The 21,310-nt window shown below is 72.2% G+C and carries 20 protein-coding genes; 9 read left to right on the top strand and 11 right to left on the bottom strand.

Going from position 1 to position 21,310, the window contains the following annotated elements:
* Nucleotides 1-115: 115 nt before the first annotated feature.
* Nucleotides 116-1,279 (bottom strand): acyl-CoA dehydrogenase family protein, encoded by a 1,164-nt coding sequence (locus BIU95_RS09035; RefSeq protein ID WP_071251494.1) that lies wholly within the window; start codon nucleotides 1,277-1,279, stop codon nucleotides 116-118.
* Between the two features lie 23 nt (nucleotides 1,280-1,302).
* Here BIU95_RS09035 and BIU95_RS09040 point away from each other — a divergent pair, with 23 nt between their 5' ends.
* Nucleotides 1,303-2,097, top strand: coding sequence for an SGNH/GDSL hydrolase family protein (locus tag BIU95_RS09040; RefSeq protein ID WP_056068694.1), 795 nt, complete (start codon nucleotides 1,303-1,305; stop codon nucleotides 2,095-2,097).
* 154 nt (nucleotides 2,098-2,251) lie between these two features.
* On the opposite strand, the gene BIU95_RS09045 is transcribed toward BIU95_RS09040, so the two are convergent.
* From BIU95_RS09045 to BIU95_RS09060, 4 genes are read right to left on the bottom strand one after another with little or no spacing between them, the layout of a single operon-like run.
* A complete protein-coding gene (locus BIU95_RS09045; RefSeq protein WP_071251506.1) occupies nucleotides 2,252-3,625 on the bottom strand; it encodes a serine hydrolase in 1,374 nt (457 codons plus the stop codon).
* 42 nt (nucleotides 3,626-3,667) lie between these two features.
* Nucleotides 3,668-4,900, bottom strand: a complete 1,233-nt coding sequence (locus BIU95_RS09050) for a D-alanyl-D-alanine carboxypeptidase family protein (RefSeq protein ID WP_081612295.1) — start codon at nucleotides 4,898-4,900, stop codon at nucleotides 3,668-3,670.
* Nucleotides 4,901-4,925: 25 nt separating this feature from the next.
* Entirely contained in the window at nucleotides 4,926-5,549 is a 624-nt protein-coding gene (locus tag BIU95_RS09055) for a DUF1097 domain-containing protein (RefSeq protein ID WP_071251495.1), read from the bottom strand.
* A complete protein-coding gene (locus BIU95_RS09060; protein WP_017887292.1) occupies nucleotides 5,542-6,837 on the bottom strand; it encodes an amidohydrolase family protein in 1,296 nt (431 codons plus the stop codon). Before BIU95_RS09060 ends, BIU95_RS09055 begins: the two co-directional genes overlap by 8 nt.
* 147 nt (nucleotides 6,838-6,984) lie before the next feature.
* Here BIU95_RS09060 and BIU95_RS09065 point away from each other — a divergent pair, with 147 nt between their 5' ends.
* From BIU95_RS09065 to BIU95_RS09075, 3 genes are read left to right on the top strand one after another with little or no spacing between them, the layout of a single operon-like run.
* A complete protein-coding gene (locus BIU95_RS09065; protein ID WP_042540895.1) occupies nucleotides 6,985-7,662 on the top strand; it encodes a FadR/GntR family transcriptional regulator in 678 nt (225 codons plus the stop codon).
* Nucleotides 7,659-8,816, top strand: coding sequence for an acetamidase/formamidase family protein (locus BIU95_RS09070; protein ID WP_175470746.1), 1,158 nt, complete (start codon nucleotides 7,659-7,661; stop codon nucleotides 8,814-8,816). Before BIU95_RS09065 ends, BIU95_RS09070 begins: the two co-directional genes overlap by 4 nt.
* Complete coding sequence (locus tag BIU95_RS09075) at nucleotides 8,813-10,474, top strand: AtzH-like domain-containing protein (RefSeq protein WP_071251496.1); 1,662 nt, start codon at nucleotides 8,813-8,815, stop codon at nucleotides 10,472-10,474. Before BIU95_RS09070 ends, BIU95_RS09075 begins: the two co-directional genes overlap by 4 nt.
* On the opposite strand, the gene BIU95_RS09080 is transcribed toward BIU95_RS09075, so the two are convergent.
* Nucleotides 10,471-11,289 carry an RNA methyltransferase gene (locus BIU95_RS09080; protein ID WP_017887288.1) on the bottom strand — a complete coding sequence of 273 codons (819 nt, stop codon included), beginning with the start codon at nucleotides 11,287-11,289 and terminating at the stop codon, nucleotides 10,471-10,473. The two genes, BIU95_RS09075 and BIU95_RS09080, sit on opposite strands and share 4 nt — an antisense overlap.
* Before the next feature lie 163 nt (nucleotides 11,290-11,452).
* On the opposite strand from BIU95_RS09080, the gene BIU95_RS09085 reads away from it, so the two are divergent.
* The 3 genes from BIU95_RS09085 (at nucleotide 11,453) to BIU95_RS09095 (ending at nucleotide 13,844) form a co-directional block, all read left to right on the top strand.
* The gene (locus BIU95_RS09085) at nucleotides 11,453-12,367 is read left to right on the top strand and encodes a Sir2 family NAD-dependent protein deacetylase (RefSeq protein ID WP_254783328.1); all 915 of its coding nucleotides are present in this window, start codon (nucleotides 11,453-11,455) and stop codon (nucleotides 12,365-12,367) included.
* A gap of 39 nt (nucleotides 12,368-12,406) precedes the next feature.
* On the top strand, nucleotides 12,407-13,045 hold the full coding sequence (locus BIU95_RS09090) for a histidine phosphatase family protein (RefSeq protein WP_042540899.1): 639 nt from the start codon (nucleotides 12,407-12,409) through the stop codon (nucleotides 13,043-13,045).
* Between the two features lie 67 nt (nucleotides 13,046-13,112).
* The gene (locus BIU95_RS09095; protein WP_071251498.1) at nucleotides 13,113-13,844 is read left to right on the top strand and encodes a hypothetical protein; all 732 of its coding nucleotides are present in this window, start codon (nucleotides 13,113-13,115) and stop codon (nucleotides 13,842-13,844) included.
* A gap of 154 nt (nucleotides 13,845-13,998) precedes the next feature.
* Here BIU95_RS09095 and BIU95_RS09100 read toward each other — a convergent pair whose 3' ends face one another.
* On the bottom strand, nucleotides 13,999-15,069 hold the full coding sequence (locus tag BIU95_RS09100; RefSeq protein WP_031259798.1) for a glycosyltransferase family 1 protein: 1,071 nt from the start codon (nucleotides 15,067-15,069) through the stop codon (nucleotides 13,999-14,001).
* Nucleotides 15,070-15,074: 5 nt separating this feature from the next.
* Nucleotides 15,075-16,151, bottom strand: a complete 1,077-nt coding sequence (locus tag BIU95_RS09105; RefSeq protein ID WP_310809411.1) for an alpha/beta hydrolase — start codon at nucleotides 16,149-16,151, stop codon at nucleotides 15,075-15,077.
* Between the two features lie 113 nt (nucleotides 16,152-16,264).
* Here BIU95_RS09105 and treS point away from each other — a divergent pair, with 113 nt between their 5' ends.
* Together treS and BIU95_RS09115 are read left to right on the top strand one after the other, a co-directional pair.
* Nucleotides 16,265-17,974, top strand: coding sequence for a maltose alpha-D-glucosyltransferase (gene treS, locus BIU95_RS09110; protein WP_017887282.1), 1,710 nt, complete (start codon nucleotides 16,265-16,267; stop codon nucleotides 17,972-17,974).
* A 110-nt stretch (nucleotides 17,975-18,084) separates the two neighbouring features.
* Nucleotides 18,085-18,756, top strand: coding sequence for a 3'-5' exonuclease (locus BIU95_RS09115; protein ID WP_031259796.1), 672 nt, complete (start codon nucleotides 18,085-18,087; stop codon nucleotides 18,754-18,756).
* 178 nt (nucleotides 18,757-18,934) lie between these two features.
* On the opposite strand, the gene BIU95_RS09120 is transcribed toward BIU95_RS09115, so the two are convergent.
* From BIU95_RS09120 to glgA, 3 genes are all read right to left on the bottom strand, one after another.
* The gene (locus BIU95_RS09120; RefSeq protein WP_017887280.1) at nucleotides 18,935-19,183 is read right to left on the bottom strand and encodes a type B 50S ribosomal protein L31; all 249 of its coding nucleotides are present in this window, start codon (nucleotides 19,181-19,183) and stop codon (nucleotides 18,935-18,937) included.
* 102 nt (nucleotides 19,184-19,285) lie between these two features.
* On the bottom strand, nucleotides 19,286-20,068 hold the full coding sequence (locus tag BIU95_RS09125; RefSeq protein ID WP_017887279.1) for an ABC transporter ATP-binding protein: 783 nt from the start codon (nucleotides 20,066-20,068) through the stop codon (nucleotides 19,286-19,288).
* Between the two features lie 9 nt (nucleotides 20,069-20,077).
* Nucleotides 20,078-21,277 carry a glycogen synthase gene (gene glgA / locus BIU95_RS09130; RefSeq protein ID WP_031259795.1) on the bottom strand — a complete coding sequence of 400 codons (1,200 nt, stop codon included), beginning with the start codon at nucleotides 21,275-21,277 and terminating at the stop codon, nucleotides 20,078-20,080.
* Nucleotides 21,278-21,310: the final 33 nt, after the last annotated feature.

Below are 21,310 nucleotides of genomic sequence, written 5' to 3' on the forward strand. Positions count from 1 at the left end.
ACCCCGCACCGAGCGCCGCCGCGCCAACCCCGCACCGGCCGACGGACCCCGCACCGTGCGCGGCCACGCCACCCTCGCACCGGAAGCGCACCGGAAGCGCTCCGGAGCGCAGCGCTCAGCCGAGCGGGCCGAGCACCGACGCGGCGATCGTCCGCGCCGCGGAGTCGCGCGACGACGGGTGGTACTGCCCCGCCCGGACGTCACGCGCCAGCCGCGCCAGCTCACTCGACGCCCGGAACGCCGAGCCGCCGACGACGCGCATGGCCTCGTCCACGACGTGCTGCGCCGTGTCCACGGCCCGCGCCTTCGTGCCGACGAGCAGCGGGAACCACCGGGCTCCGAGGTCGTCGACCTCGTCGACCGACCGCGCCAACGAGTCGACCTGCAGCGTGATCGCGTCGACCGCGCCGCGCAGGTCGGCGATCGCCCGGCGCACGTCGGGGTCCTCCGACCGCCGAGTACCGTCGGCCGCGGTCCGCCCCGCCACGGCGGTCGCCGCGAGCGCGATCGCCCGCTCGGCGATCCCGACGTACACCGACGCGATGAGGAGCTCGAACGAGGCGAAGATCCCGAACACGAGCGGGTTCTGGTTCGGCCCGACCGGCAGTGACCGGACGATGCGGCCAGCCGGGACGTGCACGCCGTGCAGGTTCGTGGTGCGGCTCTGCGTCGCGCGCATCCCGAGCGTGTCCCAGTCGTCCAGGTGTTCCACGTCGCCGTCCGACCGCAGCACGAAGCCGTGCACGAGCCGGGGTTCCGCCCCCGAGGTGTCCTTGCCGAAGACGCTCATGACGTCCCACGCCGGAGCGAGGGAGGTGAACACCTTCGTGCCGGTGAACCGGTACCCGCCGTCGCCGTCCGGCTCCGCCGTCGTCGACGAGTCGAACAGCACGGCGTCGTTGCCGGGTTCGCTCACCCCGAAGGCGAGCAGCTGGTCGTCCGCCGCGTGGTCGGTGACGGCCTGGAGGAACGACTCACCTCGCGCACGGACGGCGCGCGCCGCCTGCACCCACACCTGGTGCATGCCGAGGCCGAGCGCCGTCGCCGGCGCGGCCTGGGCGAGGGCGCGCTGCACGCCGGCGGTGGCGCGCAGGCCGAGGCCCGCCCCGCCCTGCTCGACGGGGACACCGATCCGCAGGTAGCCGGCGGCGCGGAGCTCGTCGAGGTCCTCGGTGCAGAACGCGTTCGCGGCGTCGTACCCGGGGGCGCGCCCGGCGATGCGGTCGAGCAGTTCGTCGGGCACCGACCAGCCGACGGCGTCCGTGTTGGCCTTCGTCATGCCACGAGACTAGGGTCCGGGACGTGTCAGATCGTCATCCTTGGACCAGGTACGTCGCGATCGGTGACTCGTTCACCGAGGGGATCGGGGACCCCGACCCGACCGTCCCGGGCGGCAACCGCGGCTGGGCGGACCGCGTCGCCGAGGTGCTGGCACACCAGACGGACGACTTCGCGTACGCGAACCTCGCGATCCGCGGGCGGCTGCTCCAGCAGATCATCGACGAGCAGGCCGAGGCCGCCGTCGCCCTGCACCCGGACCTCATCACGGTGTCGGCCGGCGGCAACGACATCATCCGCCCGGGCTCGGACCCGGACGAGCTCGCCGAACGGGTGGACCGGCTCGTCGCCGACCTGCGCCGCGATGGAGCCACCGTCGTGCTGTTCACCGGCCCGGACGTCGGGATGACCCCGGTGCTCGGCATGGTCCGCGGCAAGACGGCGATCTACAACGAGAACCTGCACGCCATCGCCCTGAAGCACGGTGCCCTGGTGGCCAACATGTGGGCACTCCGCGTGCTCCGGGACCCGCGGATGTGGGCTCCGGACCGGCTGCACCACTCCCCGATGGGCCACTCCACGATCGCCGCCGCGGTGCTCGACACCCTCGGTGTGCCGCACGGGCTCGAACCGTTCAACCCGGACCCGCTCGAGGCACGCCCGTGGCGCGAGGCCCGCGCCGAGGACCTCGGGTGGGCCAGGGAGTACCTGGTGCCGTGGGTGGTCCGCCGCATCAAGCACACCTCGTCCGGCGACGGGGTGACGGCGAAGCGGCCCGAGCTGCAGATCGTCACCGAGCACCCTTCCGACACCCCGTAGCCGACGACGCCCCTTCGAGTCCGCACGCCTCCGCAGCCGCGCCCCACCACGGTCATCGCGCCCCGGCTCACCAGGGCGCGATGACGCTACGGGGGCGCGAACCGTGTCGTGCGCGCCGCGAACGGGGTCGTGCGCACCCTGTGGTCGGCACAGGTCAGTCCGCGGGGCGACGGAGCGTCATCGGACCGTCGTGCAGCGGCTCGGTCTTCCACTTCGCCCCGACCGTGCCCGCGTCGAGGTCGATGCGCAGGTGCAGCAGGTGCGGGGTCTCCAGGAAGCGGACCGCGACGAGCACGGTGCCCTCCGGCTCGGTCGCCGCACTCGCCGCGAGGGCACCCTCGACGGCCCACAGTCCTTCGCCGAGCGGCACGGACTCCGACCGGCCGTCGTCGGTGATCGTCAGGCGGATCCCGTCTGCACCGCGCGTGAACGTGGCGGCATCGAGGATCCCGCCGGGACGCGACCGCAGCTCGACGTCGGCGAGGTGCTCCGGAAGGCGACCACCCTGCACCGGTGGCAGCCCGAGGGAGGCGAGCCGGGCCTCCAGTGCGGTGTCCGCATCCGTGTCGGTCGTGCCGTCGACGGCGGGCAGGAGGTGCTGCCAGGCCGCGTCGAGGACCGCCTGCATGTCGACGGTCTGACCGGTGATCGCGAGCACGACGTCCTGCTCCGGCAGGACGACGCAGAACTGACCGTAGGCGCCGTCGCCGCGGAAACCGTGGCGGGCCATCCAGAACTGGAAGCCGTACCCCTTCGACCAGTCCGGGTTGGCCTCGTCCGGGTTGGCGACCTGCGTGCTCGTGGCCTGTTCGACCCAGTCGGCGTCGAGGATCCGCTCGCCGTTCCAGACGCCGTCCTGCAGGTACAGCTGGCCGAGCTTCGCGACCGCGTCGGTCGTGGCGTAGCACCCGCTGAACCCGAACTCCGCGCCGGTGTCGTCGCGGCGCCACGCGAGGTCGTCGATGCCGAGCGGGTCGAGCAGGTGCGGGCGGAGCCAGGCCACGAGCGACCCGCCGGTCACGCGCCGGACGATGCTCGCGAGCGTGTACGTGCACGGCTGGTTGTACGCGAAGACCGAGCCGGGCTCCTCGTCCGGCGGGAGCAGCAGGAACCCGCGCACCGTGTTCGTCGGATCGAGGGCCTCCGCCCGTTCGAGCGTCTCCTCGCGGTGCCCGCTTGCCATCGCGAGCAGGTGCCGCACCCGCATCCGGCGGCTGCGCTCATCGGTGACGTCGGCGTCGAGCTCCGGGAAGTACGACAGCACGGTCGCGTCGAGGTCGACCAGTCCCTGGCGCACGGCGATGCCGACGGCCGCTGCGGTGAAGCTCTTGCTCAGCGAGTAGAGCAGGTGCACGCGGTCGGCCGAGTACGGCTGCCACCACCCCCCGGCAGCGACCTGGCCGTGCCGGAGCAGCATGAAGCTGTGCGGTTCGACGCCGGGTGTCGACTCGAGGGCGTCGACGAACGCGAGGACTCCGCGGGCGTCGACGTCGAGGGCGGAGGGGGTGGTCCGGGGGAACGTCGTCATCGTCGTCACCCGACCGACTCTACGGTCGGGCACCGACGAGCGTCACGCCCCCTGGAACGGGTTCGTCCAACGCCACCAGACGCCGGGGTCGTCGATCGTCCGCGCGAGCGCGAGCGGCACCGTGACCGGGTCGTGGTCGGAGATGCGGAACCGGACCCGCCCGACCCGCTCGCCCTTCGTGCCGAAGGTCACCCGCTCGAGCGTCGCCTTCGCGGTGACCGTGGTCTTCCCCCACACGAGCACCTCGGCGGCCTTCGTCGTGACCGCGTCCGCCTCGTCCTGCCACGGGGTCGAGAAGGTGCCGAAGGTCTGCCCCTGATGGGTGAGCGTCACCACCTGGAAGTTGTCCGCGACGGACCGCAGCAACCGCTGCACGTCGTTGTCGAGGGAGTCGTGGTCCACGCCGCCGAGCATCACGCCGACGACGGTGACCTGCCTGCCGCCGCGCTCGTACGTCGCCGCGAACAGCAGACAGGCCCCGGCCTCGTCGAGCGTGCCGGTCTTGATCCCCTCGACGCCGTCGAGCCCGAGGAGCTTGTTCGAGTTCTCGATCGCGCCGACCGTCGGGATCGTGACGTCCTGCGTGCCGACGATGTCCTTGACGACCGGGTTCGCGAGCGCCAGCTGCCCGAGCTCGACCAGGTCGGTCGCGGTCGAGGTGTTGTCCGGGTCGAGGCCGGTCGGCTCGTGGATCGTCGTGTCGTCGAGGCCCTGCTCGTCGAGCCACTTCGCGGCCGCTCGCTCGTAGGCGTCGAGGGATCCGAAGGCCCAGATGGCGAGCGCGCCGGCGTAGTTGTTGGCCGACTTCATGAGCATCACCTGGAACGCCTGGTGCTCGGTGAGCTTCAGGCCGGCCGGCATCGGAGCGACCTCGCCGTTCTGCGCCGCGTACTTCGCGTACAGGCCCTCCATCTGCTTCGTGAAGCGGATGGCCGGGCCCGACTGTCCGGGCGCCATCGGCTTCTCGTCGAGCACCACGAGCGCCGTGACGACCTTCGTGATGCTCGCGATGGACCGGGGCTTCGTGTCGCCGCTGGTACGCAGGCTCTCGGGGAAGTCCGTCGCTTCGACCGCGGTCGCGCCGTAGCCCGGGAAGCTCAGTGCCGGGGCAGTCGTCCTCGGTGCCGAGTAGGTGGTGGTGCTGGCGCTCGCCGGACCGAACGGCACGACGGCCGCGGCGACGAGGTACCCGGCCACCAGGAGCAGCACGGCGACCACCGAGATCGTGACCGGCCTCCGGACGGCGGAGCGGGGGCGGCGGACGACTCGTGACACGGGACCCGAGCGTACCGGTCCGCTCCTAGGCCGAGGCTGCGACCGGCTGGTCGGGCTGCCGTTCCGGAGCAGGGGCCTGGGCGGCCGGGCTGGCGGGGTGCGCACCCACGGCCGGGTCGGCCACATCGGCCGCGCCGGTCGTCTCGGGCCGCGCGAAGGTCAGGCGACGGGACAGGTACGCGAGCACCGGGCCGAGCGCGTTCATCAGCACGACCGAGACCCAGGCGGCCCAGGCGTTCCCCGGGTCGAAGCCGAACCCGCCGAAGCACGTCGCGAAGAACGAGGCGAACCCGAGGAACATCCCGGGGACGAGCCCGAACAGCTTCGTGCGACCGGTGTACATCAGCGCGCAGTTCACGACGAGGATGAGCAGCGCCAGCACGGTGTTCTGCGCCGCCTGCCCCTCGCCGAAGAGCGTGCCGAACCGCTGGTCGAGCAGGACGATGACCAGACCGAACGCCGACCCGATCGGCATCGCGGCCCAGAGCCGGGTGGCGTTCCGCAGCGTCGGCTTGCTGCCGAGCAGGAACATCCCCGCCCAGCTGATGAAGATCGCCCAGGTCGGCAGGTGCAGGGCGTTGCCCCCGATGAACGCCGTGGCACCGGCCAGGACGGAGGCGACGATCTCGTGCGGGATCCGTTCACGCATGGCTGAGTTCCTTCGATCGGTTCGTGGTGCGGCTGGTGGTGAGTCGGGTGGTCCTGGTGGTCTCGGCGACGACCCGGCCGCGCTTGACGACGAGGGCGCGGTCCGGCCGGTCGAGCAGCACGCCGTCCGGGTCCGTGGTGGAGAGCACGACGAGGTCGGCGGCGGCACCGGGCCGGATGCCGTGGGTGTCCGCGACGCCGACGACCTGCGCGGCACCGGTGGTGGCCATCGCGAGCACCCGTCGCAGGTCGTCCGGTCCGGACAGGTGCCCGGTCTGGGCCAGCAGGAGCCCGACGTCGAGCAGGTCGGCGTTTCCGAACGGGGTGAAGGCGTTCCGGACGTTGTTCGACGCGTACGCGCTCGTGACGCCGGCGTCCCAGAGCTCACGGACCGGCACGACCCCGCGGCGGACGTCGTGGTCGTCGGACCGGCCGCCGAGGTGCAGGTCGGTCGCGGGCAGCGGCACGACGGCGACCCCGGCGGCGGCCAGGCGGTCGAACAGCACCCGGCGCTCGCCGCGGGGCAGGCTGGCGACCGAGGTCACGTGGCCGAGCGCCACCCGCCCCTGCAGCCCGCGGGCCGCCACACGGTCGGCGATGTGCCCGGCGAGCGCGTACCGCGGGTCGGAGGTGTCGTCGGCGAAGTCGGCGTGCAGGTCCGCCGGCACGCCGAACTCCTCGGCGAGGTCCAGGACGGTCTCGACGTGCTCGTGGCACGCGGCGAGGGTGCGCTCGTTGTAGGTGCAGCCGCCGATGACGTCTGCCCCTGCGGCGAGCGCCCGGCGGAGCAGGGCCAGCGTGCCCGGTGCCTTCGCGATGCCCTCCTGGGGGAAGGCGACGATCTGCAGGTCGAGGGCGTCCCGGTACTCGTCGCGCAGGTCGAGCAGGACCTCGACGCCGGTGAGCCCGACGATCGGGTCGACGTCGGGGTGTGCGCGGACGAGGGTCGTGCCGTTCGTGATGGCCTGGTCGAGCAGGGTGCGGGCGCGGTCGCGGACGGTGGCGTGGGTGAAGCCGCGCTTGAGCTCGCCCGTGACGGCGATGGCTCCGGCGAGTGTGCCGTCGGGGTTCGGGCGTTCCCGGTCGAGCAGGGCCTTGTCGACGTGCAGGTGCGCTTCGATGAGTCCGGGGATGACGACGCGGCCGGCGCAGTCGACCACCCGGGCGGAACCAGCGGGAGCGGCGGCACCGGGGAGCGTGTCGGAGATGCTGGCGATCAGGCCGTCGGTGATCACGAGGTCGACGGAACGGCCGTCGGTCAGCCGTGCATTGGTGAGGACCAGGTCCACGTCGGACCTCTCTTCCGGTCGGTGCTGGCGGGGTGTGCTCCACCATTCGCCCACCGTGTTTCGGGTTCCGACGCCGGATGTGACGGCCGTGTAAAAGTTGGTCGTACCAATGAACCAAGCAGACCAACGGGCCCTACGGTCGATGGCATGCACCGTGGACGGACCCTGAGTGCGGCGACCGCCGCCCACCTCGGCACGCTCGTGCTCGACGACCTGCAGCCCGGCGACAAGCTGCCGCCGGAACGCACCCTCGCCGAGGACCTCGCCGTGTCCCGCACGACGATCCGCGAGGCGTTGCAGGAGCTGGAGCGCCGTCGCCTGGTCTCCCGGACCCCTGGTCGTGGCACCGTCGTGCTGCCGAGGCCGGAGGAGGCGTCGGCCCTGCTCGACCACCACCGCGACGACCTGGACCACCGGGCCGAGCACGTCGCCGAGTTCCGGACGGTCGTGGAGCCGCAGGTCGCGGGACTCGCGGCGGCGCGGGCGGGTGCGGCCGACCTGCTCACCCTGGAACGCATCCTCGCCGCCACGCACGCGGGCCTCAGCCCGGAGGAGTCGCTCGCGCAGGACGTCGCCTTCCACGTGCAGGTCGCCCGTACCTCGGGCAACCCCCTGCTCGTGTCCCTGTGCGAGCTCAGCAGCGGATGGGTGCAGGACGTCCGCGCCCGGTCGCACAGCACCAGCGAGGGGCGGCGGTCGTCGTTCGAGTGGCACGAGCGGATCCTCGAGCGGATCCGGCAGCACGACGTCGACGGCGCGGCCCGGGCGATGGCCGACCACCTCGCCGACGTGGCCCACCTGGTCGAACGGAGGACGGACCGATGACCACCGCACACCACACCAGCGCACACCGCACCACCGCACACCGCACCACCGCACACCAGAACACCGCCCCCGCGGTCCCGACCCTGCAGCCCGGCGCCGGGCCCGTCCGCGGCGACCACTCCCTGCACGTCGACCCGGAGACCGTCCTGTGGGGTCGGCTGCCGAGCGACGGTGATGTCCCCGCCCTGACGATCGGTGCCGGGGAGTCCGTCACCATCGACACCGTCAGCCACGAGGGGATCCTGCCCGACCAGGGCAGCGACCCCGTCGCCTGGTTCGGCGACCACGGTGTCGCCCCGGAGCACGTCCTCGCCGACGCCGTCGCGATCGCCCGCTCCGGACACCGCGACCCCACGGCGGACGGCCCCCACGTGGTGTCCGGTCCGATCGCGGTGCGCGGCGCCCGCCCCGGTGACGTCCTGACCATGACGGTGCTCGAGACCCTGCCCCGGGTGCACTACGGCGTGGTCTCGAACCGGCACGGCCGCGGTGCCCTGCACGGCGAGTTCCCGGTCGACGGCACGACGGTGAGCGTCTTCGCCGACGTCGTCGACACCGCCCAGGGTCGACGGGGCCGCATCCCGCTCACCGCCGCGGGCGACCGCTTCGCGCACTTCCCCCTGGCACCGTTCCTCGGGATCATGGGCGTCGCGACCCCCGGCGAGCGGCTGCACTCCGTCCCGCCCGGTCGTCACGGCGGCAACATCGACGTCAACCTGCTGCAGGTCGGTTCGCAGCTGCACCTGCCGGTACTCGTTCCCGGTGCGCTGGCCCACGTCGGCGACCCGCACTTCGCCCAGGGCGACGGCGAGGTGGCGCTCACCGCGATGGAGGCCTCGCTCCGCGCCACCATCCGCTTCGACCTGACCCCGGCAGCCGAGGCCGCCTCCCGCTTCGGCGACCTGGTCTGGCCCGTCGCCGAGACGCAGGAGTTCCTGGTGCCCACCGGCATGGACCCCGACCTCGACGAGGCCGTCCGGCAGTGCGTCCGGCACGCCGTCGCGATCCTCGGGGCCCGCTGGGGCATGGAACGTCACCTGGCGTACGCGTACCTGTCCGCCGCGACCGACTTCAACATCTCGCAGGTGGTGGACCTGGTGACGGGTGTCCACGCCCGCATCCGCAAGGCCGACTTCGAGGAGCCCGCCCGATGACCACGCCCGGAACGTCGACCAAGCCGCACACCCCGGCCACGCCGGACGCGCCCGAGGCCCCGGCCGGCCTGCTCGCAGCCATCCACGCCTACGAGACGGCACTGCTGGCGAACGACCTCGACGCCCTCGACGCCGCCTTCGTCGACTCCCCCGGCACGATGCGCGGCGACGACCGCGGCCTGCTCGTCGGGCACGACGCGATCAGCGCGTTCCGCGGGGCACGGGGTGGGGTCGCGACCCGGTCGCTGACGCACGTCGAGGTCCGCCCCCTGACCGAGGACCGCGCCCTCGTCGTGTCGGTGTCCCGGTTCGCCGCGGGTGGGCAGGGCCTCCAGACCCAGCTCTGGCGCCGCGACGGCGAAGGCGACACCGACACCGACACCGACACCGGCGCCGGACCCCGCTGGCGCATCGAAGCGGCCCACGTCACCGGCCGCCCGAAAGCCGTCGACACCACCGTCTGGCGGGCCGTCGGCGACCCGCTCGTCGCACCCACCGCCGTGGGGCCGCTCGACGGCCTGACCATCGCCGTCAAGGACCTCTACGCCGTGCCCGGCCAGCCGGTCGGCGCGGGCAACCCGACGTACCTGCACGAGGCACCGGTCGAGACGACGGCCGCCCCCGCGGTCGCCGCGCTCCTCGCCGCCGGCGCGTCGATCCGCGGGATCGCACGCACCGACGAGTTCGCCTACAACCTGACCGGCCGGAACGCGCACCACGGCACACCGCCGAACAGCGCGGCCCCCACCCGACTGCCGGGAGGCTCGTCCAGCGGATCCGCATCGGCCGTCGGCCTCGGGATGGTCGAGATCGGGATCGGCACGGACACCGCGGGCTCGGTGCGGGTCCCCGCCTCGTACCAGGGACTCTGGGGCCTCCGGACGACCCACGGCACGGTGTCCCGCGACGGGCTGCTCCCCCTGGCGCCGTCGTTCGACACCGTCGGGTGGCTCACCCGCAGCCCTGAGGTGCTGCTCGCCGCCCTCGACGCCACCGTCCCGCCGATGCCCGGGCCGGACGAGGCGGTCGACGCGACGGTGCTCGTCGTCCCCGAGGAACTCGTCGCGCTCGTCGAACCGGACACCGCCCGGGCCTTCACTGCCTTCGTCGAGACCCTCGACGAACCCGTCGCCACCGTCCGACTGCGCGACCTCGGCATGCCGGAGCCCCGAGCCCTGCAGGAGCAGCTGCGGCTCGTCCAGGCCGCCGAGGCCCTGGCAGCACACGGCCCCTGGATCGACGCGCACCCCGGAGCGCTGAGCGCCGTGGTCGGTGACCGGTTCCGCGCGGCCGGGGCGAACGACCCCGACGCGACCGCCGACGCCGGCACCGCCCTGGACGCCGTGCGCACGACGATCCGCGGTGCCCTCGCCGGTCGGACCCTGCTGTTCCCGACCGTCCCCGGGCCCGCACCGCTGCTGGGCGCGGACGCCCGAGCACTCGAGCGCACGCGGACCGCCACCACGGCGATCACCGCGCTCGCGAGCGTCGGCGGGCTCCCCGCGGTGAGCGCACCGGCGATGACCGTGGCCGGCGCTCCCGTCGGTGTGTGCCTGGTCGGCGGACCGGACACCGACCGTGCCCTCGTGATCCGTGCCGGGCGCATGCTGCCGGACCAGCCCGCCCCGGGCCTCCCGACCGTCTCGGTGGTGCGCTAGGAGGCGAGCCGCCGGGCGTGGGTGACCGCCCACAGACCGACGGCGCTCGCCGCGGCCACGTTGAGCGAGTCGACGCCGTGTGCCATCGGGATGCGGACGGTCGTGTCAGCCGACGCGATCGCGGCCGGCGTCAGTCCCTGCCCCTCGGTCCCCATCACGAGCGCGACCCTGTCGGGCAGGTCCGCCACGAAGGCGTCGAGGTCGACGGACTCGTCCGTCAGTGCCATCGCGGCCAGGTGGAAGCCCTGTGCGCGGAGTTCCTCACCCGCCGCGGGCCAGTCGCCGATGCGGGTCCACGGCACCTGCAGGACGGTGCCCATGCTCACCCGGACGCTCCGGCGGTACAGCGGGTCGGCGCAGCGCGGGCTGACGAGCACCGCGTCGGCGCCGAGACCGGCGACGCTGCGGAACACGGCACCGACGTTCGTGTGGTCAACGATGTCCTCGAGCACGACGACGACCTTCGCGTCCCGCACCACGTCGGCGACGCTCGGCAGCTCGGGACGCTGCATCGCAGCGATCGCACCGCGGTGCATGCGGAAACCGGTGAGCTCCTCGAGCAGGGCGTCCGCACCGACGAAGACAGGACCGTCGTGCTCCGCGACCAGCGGCAGGACGGTGTCGAGCCACTTCTCCTGCACCAGGATGCTGCGCGGCACGTGACCGGCGCGGACCGCCCGCTCGATGACCGTGTTCGACTCGGCGATGTACAGGCCGCCCTCGGGCTCCGAGACCCGACGGAGCGCCACGTCGGTGAGCCGGGCGAAGTCGTCGAGGCGGGGATCGTCGAGGGAGTCGATGCGGACGGGGTGCACGGGGCTCGTTTCGGTGTGGTGCGGCGATGGCGTCCCCGGTGCTCCGCTCGGGAAGTGACCGGGACGGTCGGGTGTTGAGGGTACCGTGAACAGGGTGCTGGATGATGCTGCGTCGACGACCGGACCGACCACCGGAGCGGCCTCCGGGGCCACCTCCGGGTCGGTGAGCGCCGACGACCTCGACCGTGTCGTCGAGCTGCTCGCGGGCAAGCGCATCGCCGTGCTCTCCGGCGCCGGTCTCAGCACCGACTCCGGCATCCCCGACTACCGCGGAGCCGGACGCGTCGTGCGGAAGCCCATGACGTTCCAGGAGTTCCTCGCCGACCCCGCGAAGCGCCAGCGGTACTGGGCCGGATCGCACCTGGGCTGGCGGAGCTTCGCGGCCGCCACGCCGAACGACGGGCACCGGGCGCTCGCCGCGCTCGAGGACGCCGGGATCGTCGCCGGTGTCATCACGCAGAACGTCGACGGCCTGCACCTGCGCGCCGGGTCCCGTCGCGTCGTCGAGATCCACGGGTCGATGGACCGCGCCGTGTGCCTGCGGTGCGGGCAGGTGTTCTCCCGCTCCGACCTCGCCACCACCATCGACCGGGCGAACCCCTGGATCGACGAGCCCGGGTCCGTGCAGCTGCAGCCCGACGGTGACGTCGAGATCACCGAGGTCGAACGGTTCGTCGTGCCCGCGTGCTCCGTCTGCGGCGGCGACCTGAAGCCCGACGTCGTCTTCTTCGGCGAGTTCGTGCCGGCCGAGAAGTTCCGCGAGGCCGTGTCGATCGTCGCCGACGCCGACGCGCTGCTCGTGGTCGGGTCCTCCCTCACCGTGAACTCGGGCGTGCGGCTGGTCGACCACGCGGCACGCCGGAAGAACCCGGTGGTCATCGTGAACCGCGGTGAGACCCGCAGCGACCGCCGGGCGGCCGTGAAGCTCGACGCCGGCACCACCGAGACGCTCGTGCACCTGGCGGAGCGGCTCAGTGCAGCGGGGGCGTCGCGCGCGGAGTCGCCCGCGGAGTCACCCGCGGCGTCACCCGCGGCGTCACCCGCAGCGTCGCGCGAGGACTCGCGCTCGTCCGAGTAGCCGGACGGGCCCGCCGGTCGCGTCTGCGAAGATCGACGAGTGACGACCCTCCTGTACCTCGTCCGCCACGGCGAGACCGACTGGAACGCGCAGCGCCGCATCCAGGGCTCCACCGACATCCCGCTCAACGACACCGGACGACGGCAGGCCGCCGAGGCCGCCGAACTCCTGACCCGCCGGCCGTTCGACGCCGTGGTCGCCTCCCCGCTGTCCCGCGCCGCCGAGACGGGTGCGATCATCGCCGATCACCTGGGACTCGACGCCCCGACGACGTACCCGGGCCTGGCCGAGCGGTCCTACGGCGAGGCCGAGGGTCTGACCGACGACGAGGTGTCCGCCCGGTACCCGCACGACGACATCCCCGGTCGGGAGTCCCGCTCCGCCCTGCTCGCGCGGATCACCGAGACCCTCGGCGAGATCGCGGTGCGGTTCGACGGAGGCGTCGTGGTGGTCGCGACGCACGGCGCGGTGATCCGCAGCGTCGTCAACGCCGCAGCCCCCGGAACGGCCGACCGCGGCCACACCCCGATCCGGAACGGGTCCATCCACTCGTTCCGGTGGGACCCGGAGCGCTTCCACGCCGAACTCGTCCGGTTCGACGACCCGATCGACGACGTCTCCGACGCCACCGGCGGCTCGGCGTTCGAGTACCAGAACCCCTTGGAACGCCGGGGCTGACCGGGGACTACGCTCCGACGCACCCGCACACCGGGGACCACCCGCAACCCAGGGTGACGGGAGCCAGATGTCCGACGACGGAACCAGCCGACACGGCCGGCATGCCCCCGATCCGTCCGACGACGACCTCGACCGCGTGTTCGGCCCGGAGACGGCGAGCATCCCCACGCGCACCCGCGCCCGCACCTGGTTCGTCATCGGCGGGAGCGTCCTCGTCGTGGCCGCGGTCATCGCCGTGGTGCTCGGGTCGATCATCGGCTCCGTGCAGAACGGCATCGGCGGGGTCTTCCCACGGCCGGACGTCGCGCTCGACCGGTTCGACACGCGGGTGGACGACCTGCCCGGCGTCATCGAGGTGCGGCACCACGCCCCGGCCAAGACCGGGTTCGCGAGCTACGACGCGGTCGCGACGGTCCGCGCCGACCCCTCGCTCGACCGCGCTGCCAGACGTGACCTGGTCGCCGCCATCAGCCGAGCAGCCGACGAGTCCGGTGGCAACGGCGTCCGCGTCGTCGTGATCGCCGACCTCGGCAGCCTGCAGATCGGCGTCACAGGAGCCGGGGAGGTCGCGGCGAAGCGACTCGCGCTGGCGGACACGCTCGACCGCATCGGCGGGGTCACCGCGGTCCGCTGCTCGTGGGAGCGCGGCGGCGACCCGTCCGACACCGCACGGGACCAGTCGATCGTCGTGCGGACCCCGGGGCGGGGAGCAGCGGTGCCGCCCATCGTGTCGCGGGTGACCGAGGAGACGCAGAAGGTGTTCCCCGGGGCGGACGTGCAGGTGATCGCGCGGCAGTAGCGGAAGGAGGTGTGGTGCGGTGGTCGCGGGCGGGCGACGTGGAACCACACGGTCGACGTCGTACGACATCGGCAGCGTCGTTCCGCATCGCCACGAAGCGCGAGACCGCGCGCAGCGCCCCGAGCCCGAACCGCGAGCCCGCGTGCGCCGGCCCTCAGGCCCGCCGGTCCCCCACGGCCCGCTCGACGGCCCGGACGACCTGCTCCGCCGAGTCCTGCCACCGGAACCGCCGAGCACGCTCGATCGACCGCAGCGAAGCCTCGTCCCACCGGTCCTCGACCCGCCGGACGGCCGCGGCGACGGCGGACGGCGACGCCGGGTCGAAGTACTCGGCCGCATCGCCACCGATCTCGCGGAAGATCGGGATGTCGCTGACGACGACCGGGGTCCCGACGCCCATCGCCTCGACGAGCGGGATGCCGAACCCCTCGTCGTACGACGCGGTCGCCAGCGCCGTGGCCGAACGGAGCACGGACAGGTACTCCTCGTCCGTCGCGCCGTCGTGGAAGACGATCGTCCCCGCGGGAGCGAGCCCCTCGAGTCGCGCCCGGTCGGCACCGGAAACCCGCGACATGCAGTGCAGCGTCCAGTCCGCCCCGAGCAGCGGCAGCGCCGCCGCCAGGGTCTCGACGTTCTTGTACGGCATGAACGACCCCATGTAGACGAGGGAGCGCTCGCGCGGCGCTCCGGTCGCCCGTGGCGTCGCCGGGTCGGCCGCGTTGTACGCGACCGTCACGGGTCGGCTCGTCAACCGGTGCTCGGCGATCAGCCCGGCGGTCGTCTCCGACACCGTCACCACCCCGTCCGCACCGTTCAGCAGGAACCGCTGTGGCGCCCACGACAGGTGGAACGCCCGCCAGCCGAGCCGCAGCGGCCACGAGAACTCCCGCGGGGGCGTGCGGTTGCGGTAGTAGATCAGGTCGTGCAGCGTCAGGACGAGCGCGTACCGGCGCCCGCGCGACCCCATCGTCTGCATCGGTGAGAACACCGCGTCGAGCCCCAGACGGTTGACCCGCCGGGCGACGAGCGGCTCCCCCGCGTCCGTCGGTGCCGGCAGCAGCTCCCACGGCAGGTCCGGCGGCAGCGACTCGAGCTGGCGCTCGTCGTGGACGAGCAGCACGAAGTCGTGTCGGTCCGGCAGGTTCGCGACCACTCCGGCGGTGAACCGGCTGATGCCGTCGTGCCGACCGATCCGCACGTACCGGCAGTCGATCCCGATGCGCAGGCGCGTCACGCGTCGGTCTCCTTCGTGTCGCTCGCCGTCGCCTCGGTCGCCTTCGTGGCGTTCGGCTTCGTGGTGTTCGACTTCGCCGGAGCCGTCTTCGCCTCGGTCACCTTCGCCGCGGTCGTGCGGGAGGCCCGCCCCGCCCCCGACGGTCGGCCCGCCCTGGTGCCGCGGCCCCGTCCAGGGCGCGCGGCCGTGTCCGCCATCCGGCGCAGCACCGCGGCGGCGGCCGGAGCCGGTGTCTCGTAGTGCACCAGGTGCCCGACACCCGGGATCACGACGAGCTCGGCGTCCCGCAGGCGTTCGGCGAGTGCACGCTGTTCGGGCACGGCGGTGATGTCGTCGTGCTCCGCCGCGACGAGCAACACGGGCACGTCGATCCGGTCGGCGTACTCGGACACGTCGTGGGTGACCGAGGTGCGGAACGCCTCGAGCACGCTCGTACGGTTCGCGAAGGCCGAGAAGTACCGGTCGTGCTGATCGTGGACCCACCGGCGGACGACGGGGTCGTGCGACTTCAGCATCGCGATGCTCATCGCCCGGACGATCGCACCGTTCCGCAGGATCCCGAGCCCGATCGGCTTCGGCAGCACGGCGCCGGCACGGTAGTACCCGATCGCGATCGCGGTCCCGACGGCACGCGGACCCTGCAGTGCCGGGGCGGCGATGGGGTTGACGAGCACGAGCAGCCGGGTGTCGAGACCGGCGGCGACGGTGGCCGACACCACGATCGACCCGAACGAGTGCCCGAGCACGACGGTGTCGCGCCCGAGCCCGAGCGCGGCGTGGAACCCGGTCAGCCAGGTGACGTACGCGTCGATGTCGGACACCGGCAGCGGATCGGACACGCCGAAGCCGGGCAGGTCGGGGACGATCACGCGGACACCGTCCAGGTGCGCGGCGATCGTCTCGAGGCCGTGGTGGTCCCCGCGGAACCCGTGCACGGCGAGCACGGTGCGATCCGCGTCCTCGGGCCCGTAGACCCAGTAGTGCGTGGTCCGGCCGTCGACCTGGACGGCCCGGTGCACGACCGGGGTGGCGGCCATCAACGACTGGTACGGGGAGAGCACGGGCGGTTGCATCGGCGTCAGTCTAGGGAGCGAACCGCACGAATCCCCGGACACCCGCAGCATCTCGCGCCTATCGTGTCCGGGGCGGGCCGTCGAGCGGTCCGTCGACGACGACGAGGAGCACGGTGACCTTCACAGCCCCGATCCAGCTGCCCGGCCTGACGCTCGACCCGCAGTGGTACAAGCGCTCGGTCTTCTACGAGTGCATGATCCGGTCGTTCGTCGACTCCAACGGGGACGGCATCGGCGACATCCAGGGCGTGATCGGCAAGCTCGACTACCTGCAGTGGCTCGGCGTCGACGCGCTGTGGCTGCCGCCGTTCTTCCAGTCGCCGATGCGTGACGGTGGCTACGACATCGCCGACTACCGGGCGATCCTGCCGGAGTTCGGCACCCTCGACGACTTCCGCGAGCTCGTCACGAAGTCGCACGAGCGGAACATGCGCATCGTGATCGACATGGTGATCAACCACACCAGCGACCAGCACGAGTGGTTCCAGCAGTCCCGTGAGGACCCGGACGGCCCCTACGGCGACTTCTACGTCTGGCGCGACACCGACGAGGACTACTCGAACATCCGCATCATCTTCGTCGACACCGAGGAGTCCAACTGGACCTTCGACCCGGTCCGACGCCAGTTCTTCTTCCACCGCTTCTTCTCGCACCAGCCCGACCTGAACTTCGAGAACCCCGCCGTCATCGAGGCCATCTACGACGTCGTCCGGCACTGGCTCGACATGGGCGTCGACGGGCTCCGGCTCGACGCGATCCCGTACCTGTTCGAGTCGGAGGAGGGCAACGGCGAGGGCGAGCCGGAGACGCACGAGTTCATCAAGAAGCTCCGCGCGATGGTCGACGACGAGTACCCCGGCCGGGTGCTCCTGGCCGAGGCGAACCAGTGGCCGCGCGAGACCGCAGCCTTCTTCGGCACCGACGAGGAACCCGAGTGCCACATGGCGTTCGACTTCCCGGTGATGCCGCGCATCTTCTACTCGCTCCGCGCCCAGCACGCCGCCGAGCTCAAGGCGATCCTGTCCGAGACCCTCGACGTGCCGGCCAGCGCCGCGTGGGGCGTCTTCCTCCGCAACCACGACGAGCTCACGCTCGAGATGGTGAGCGAGGAGTACCGGCAGGCGATGTACGGCTGGTACGGCTACGACCCACGGATGCGCTCGAACATCGGTATCCGCCGACGTCTCGCTCCCCTGCTCGACAACTCGCGCGCCGAGCTCGAACTCATCCACGCGCTGCTCTTCTCGCTGCCCGGTTCACCGTTCTTGTACTACGGCGACGAGATCGGGATGGGCGACAACATCTGGCTGCCGGACCGCGACTCGTCCCGCACGCCGATGCAGTGGACGCCGGACCGCAACGCCGGCTTCTCCACCGCCGACCCGGGCAAGCTCTACCTGCCCGTCGTGCAGTCGCTCGTGTACAACTACGCGCAGGTCAACGTCGAGGCGCAGCTGGCCCAGTCGCGCTCGCTGCTGCACTGGGTCCGCAACGTCATCCACACCCGCAAGGCCCACCCGGTGTTCGGCCTCGGCTCCCTGAACGTGCAGGAGACCTCCAACGACTCGGTGCTCGCCTTCGTCCGCTCGTGGGAGGGCTCCGGGCAGCAGTTCGGGCCGTCCGCCGAGGACGTCCTGTGCGTGTTCTCGTTCGCGACGAACCCGACCTCGGTCACGATCTCCGCGCCGGAGTTCGCGGGGCGCCCGCTCTACGACCTGTTCGGCGGCAGCTCGTTCCCGTCGTTCGACGAGGACGGCACCGTCACGCTCACCATGGGCACGCAGTCGTTCTACTGGCTGCACGTCGGCGCGCCGACCCGGTAGTCGGGGGTGTCGGTGCGTCCCGTTAGCCTGACCGCGTGACGTTCCCCACAGCACAGCTCGACGCACCCGCTCCGTCCCAGGACCTCACGGGTCGCCCCTGGTGGCACGCGCTGGGCGTCTTCGACCTCGAGACCACCGGGGTCGACGTCGAGACGGCCCGCATCGTCACGGCCCACGTCGGACTCATCGACATGACCGGGGCCTCCATCGTCGAGGGCGCGTGGATCGCCGACCCGGGCGTCCCCATCCCCGAGGGCGCCGCGGCCGTGCACGGGTACACGACCGAACGTGCCCAGGCCGAGGGGCGTCCCGCGGCCGAGGTCGTCGGCGAGATCATCGCCGCGATCGAAGCCGTGTTCGCCCGGGGCATCCCGCTCGTGATCTACAACGCCCCCTACGACCTCACCGTCCTCGACCGCGAAGCGAAGCGGCACGGGTTCGCCTCCCCCGTCGTCGGCAACGTCGTCGACCCGCTCGTGATCGACAAGGCGCTCGACACCTTCCGCAAGGGCAAGCGCACGCTCGAAGCCGCGTCCGAGCTCTACGGTGTCACCCTCGACGACGCCCACGACGCCGGCGCGGACGCCATCGCTGCCGGGCGTGTCGCCCAGGCCATCGCGGGCAAGTACCCGGACGAACTCGGCATCTCCGCCGAAGCACTCCACCGCAAGCAGGTCGGCTGGTGCGCCGAGCAGGCCGCGTCGTTCCAGGACTACATGCGCAAGAAGCGCGACCCGTCGTTCACCGCCGACGGCCGCTGGCCGCACCGCAACGGCGCCTGACCCCGCACAGCCCGCGCGGGACACCGGTGTTCGTGCGCCGAACACCCGCACAACCCGGTGTGACGCGCGAACACCGGTGTCTTGCGGGCCCGGGCCAGCGGCTGCCGGAGACACCGCACAACGCGAGCGGGCGGCCCTCCTGCAGGAGGGCCGCCCGTCGGCGTTGCGTGGGGGCTGCTTACTTGCTGAAGCCCTTGAAGCGCTGGTTGAACTTCTCGACGCGGCCGGCCGAGTCGAGGATGCGCTGCTTGCCCGTGTAGAACGGGTGCGAAGCGGACGAGATCTCGACGTCGATGACCGGGTAGGTCGCACCGTCGAGCTCGATGGTCTTGTCGCTGTTCGCGGTCGAACGCGTCAGGAACGTCTCACCGGAGGCCAGGTCGCGGAAGACGATGGCGCGGTACTCGGGGTGGGTGTCGGTCTTCATGGAGATTCCTCGATAGCGGTGGTGGGATTGCGCGAACTGCGCGGGAAGTCGTCGGCTTGCGCCAGCCGTCCACGATACCAGAGAGACGGCGGGATCGCAGCGCTACGCGGCGCGTGCCGTGTAGCGACCGGCGTCCTTGGTGACCGAGAGGTCGATGCCGAACGCCTCGGTCAGGGTCTGGTCGGTCAGGACCTCGTCGATGGGACCGGCGGCCTGCACGTGGCCGTCGGCGAGGACCAGTGCGTGGGTGAACCCGGCCGGGATCTCCTCGACGTGGTGGGTCACGATGACGATGGCGGGCGAGTCGGCGCTCTGGGCGTAGCCGCCGAGGGTGCGGACGAGGCTCTCACGGGCGCCGAGGTCGAGCGACGCGGCCGGTTCGTCGAGGAACAGGATCTCCGGGTCGGTCATCACGGCCCGGGCGATCTGCACGCGCTTCTGCTCGCCGTCGCTCAGGTCGCCGAACGTGCGGTCGGTGAAGGACCCCAGGCCCCACTCCTCGAGCACGCGCTGCGCACGACGGACGTCGAGCTCCTCGTACTCCTCGTTCCAGCGCCCCGTCACCGAGTACGCCGCGGTGAGCACGACGTCGATGACCTTCTCGGTGACGGGGATGCGGCGCGCCAGCGCGGTCGACGCGAAGCCGATGCGCGGGCGGAGCTCGAACAGGTCGGCGCCACCGAGCTCGGTGCCGAGCACCTCGACGTCGCCCGAGGTCGGGAACGTCTGGGCACCGGCGACCTGCAGCAGCGTCGTCTTGCCGGCGCCGTTCGCGCCGAGCACGACCCAGCGTTCGTCGTCCTGCACCTCCCACGAGATCGCGTCGAGGATGGTGGCCCCGTTGCGGACCACGGAGACGTCTGACAAGCGCACGACCGAGGGCATGCGACCAGCCTACGGGTTCTGGCCGAGCACCTGGTCGTAGACCTGCCGTGTCCTGGTGGCGATCGCGTCCCAGGTGAACTCGGTCTCGACACGGAGCCGTCCGGCGCGTCCCATGAGCTTCGCCAGCCCCTCGTCGGCGAGCACCTCGGCCAGGGTCGCGGCGAGGTCGGCCACGAAGCGGTCGGGGTCGGTCGGGGTGCCGGTGCCGTCCTGCACCTGGTCGATCGGGACGATGCGACCGGTGAGCCCGTCGGCGACGACCTCGGGGATGCCCCCGGTGCCGGTGCCGACGACGGGGATCCCGCACGCCATCGCCTCGAGGTTCACGATCCCGAGCGGCTCGTACACCGACGGGCAGACGAACACGGTGCCCGAGGACAGCACGTTCACGATCTCCTGGTGCGCGAGCATCCGGTCGATCCAGACGACGCCCTCGCGTTCGGCGCGGAGCCCCTCGACGAGCGCGGTGACCTCGGCCAGGATCTCGGGGGTGTCCGGCGCGCCGGCGCACAGCACGATCTGCACGTCCGACGGCAGCGAGGCCACGGCGCGGAGCAGGTACGGCAGGCCCTTCTGCCGGGTGATGCGTCCGACGAACACGACGCTCGGGCGCGTCGGGTCGATGCCGAGGGCACGCACGGCGTCCTCGTCGACGGTCGGCTTCCACGCGTCGATGTCGATGCCGTTGTAGACGACGTGCACCTTCGCCGGGTCGATCGAGGGGTAGGAACGCAGGATGTCCGCACGCATGGCCTTCGAGACCGCGATGACGCCGTCGGCGTTCTCGAACGCCTCGCGCTCCATCCAGCTGGACAGGCGGTAGCCGCCGCCGAGCTGCTCGGCCTTCCACGGGCGCAGGGGCTCAAGGCTGTGGGCGGTGACGACGTGCGGGATGCCGTAGGTCAGCTGCGCGATCCGGCCCGCGGAGTTCGCGTACCAGGTGTGCGAGTGCACGAGGTCGGCGCCCTCGACGTCGGCTGCGATGGCCACGTCGGTGCCCAGGGCCTGCAGTGCGCCGTTCGCCTGGCCGAGGCCGTCCGGGGTCCGGTAGCCCCACACGTCGGGTTCGTCACGGAAGGCCCCGAAGGCCCGGACACGGACTTCCGTCTCCGTTCCCGACCGCAACGCGGCGGTGAGTTCGGACACGTGGACACCGGCTCCGCCGTAGACCTCCGGCGGATACTCCCTGGTCAGCAGATCGACTCGCACTGGTTCAAGGTAACCGGTTCCCAGTGCTGACGC

Origin of the sequence: Curtobacterium sp. MCBA15_007, assembly GCF_001864905.1 — a bacterium.
Classification (GTDB): Bacteria; Actinomycetota; Actinomycetes; order Actinomycetales; family Microbacteriaceae; genus Curtobacterium; species Curtobacterium poinsettiae.

Coding starts and splice junctions, on each gene's coding strand:
- BIU95_RS09125 (WP_017887279.1), bottom strand. CDS start 20,068: ATGCCCTCGGTCGTGCGCTTGTCAGACGTCTCCGTGGTCCGCAACGGG.
- BIU95_RS09105 (WP_310809411.1), bottom strand. CDS start 16,151: ATGCAACCGCCCGTGCTCTCCCCGTACCAGTCGTTGATGGCCGCCACC.
- BIU95_RS09045 (WP_071251506.1), bottom strand. CDS start 3,625: ATGACGACGTTCCCCCGGACCACCCCCTCCGCCCTCGACGTCGACGCC.
- BIU95_RS09075 (WP_071251496.1), top strand. CDS start 8,813: ATGACCACGCCCGGAACGTCGACCAAGCCGCACACCCCGGCCACGCCG.
- BIU95_RS09055 (WP_071251495.1), bottom strand. CDS start 5,549: ATGCGTGAACGGATCCCGCACGAGATCGTCGCCTCCGTCCTGGCCGGT.
- BIU95_RS09120 (WP_017887280.1), bottom strand. CDS start 19,183: ATGAAGACCGACACCCACCCCGAGTACCGCGCCATCGTCTTCCGCGAC.
- BIU95_RS09035 (WP_071251494.1), bottom strand. CDS start 1,279: ATGACGAAGGCCAACACGGACGCCGTCGGCTGGTCGGTGCCCGACGAA.
- BIU95_RS09095 (WP_071251498.1), top strand. CDS start 13,113: ATGTCCGACGACGGAACCAGCCGACACGGCCGGCATGCCCCCGATCCG.
- BIU95_RS09065 (WP_042540895.1), top strand. CDS start 6,985: ATGCACCGTGGACGGACCCTGAGTGCGGCGACCGCCGCCCACCTCGGC.
- BIU95_RS09070 (WP_175470746.1), top strand. CDS start 7,659: ATGACCACCGCACACCACACCAGCGCACACCGCACCACCGCACACCGC.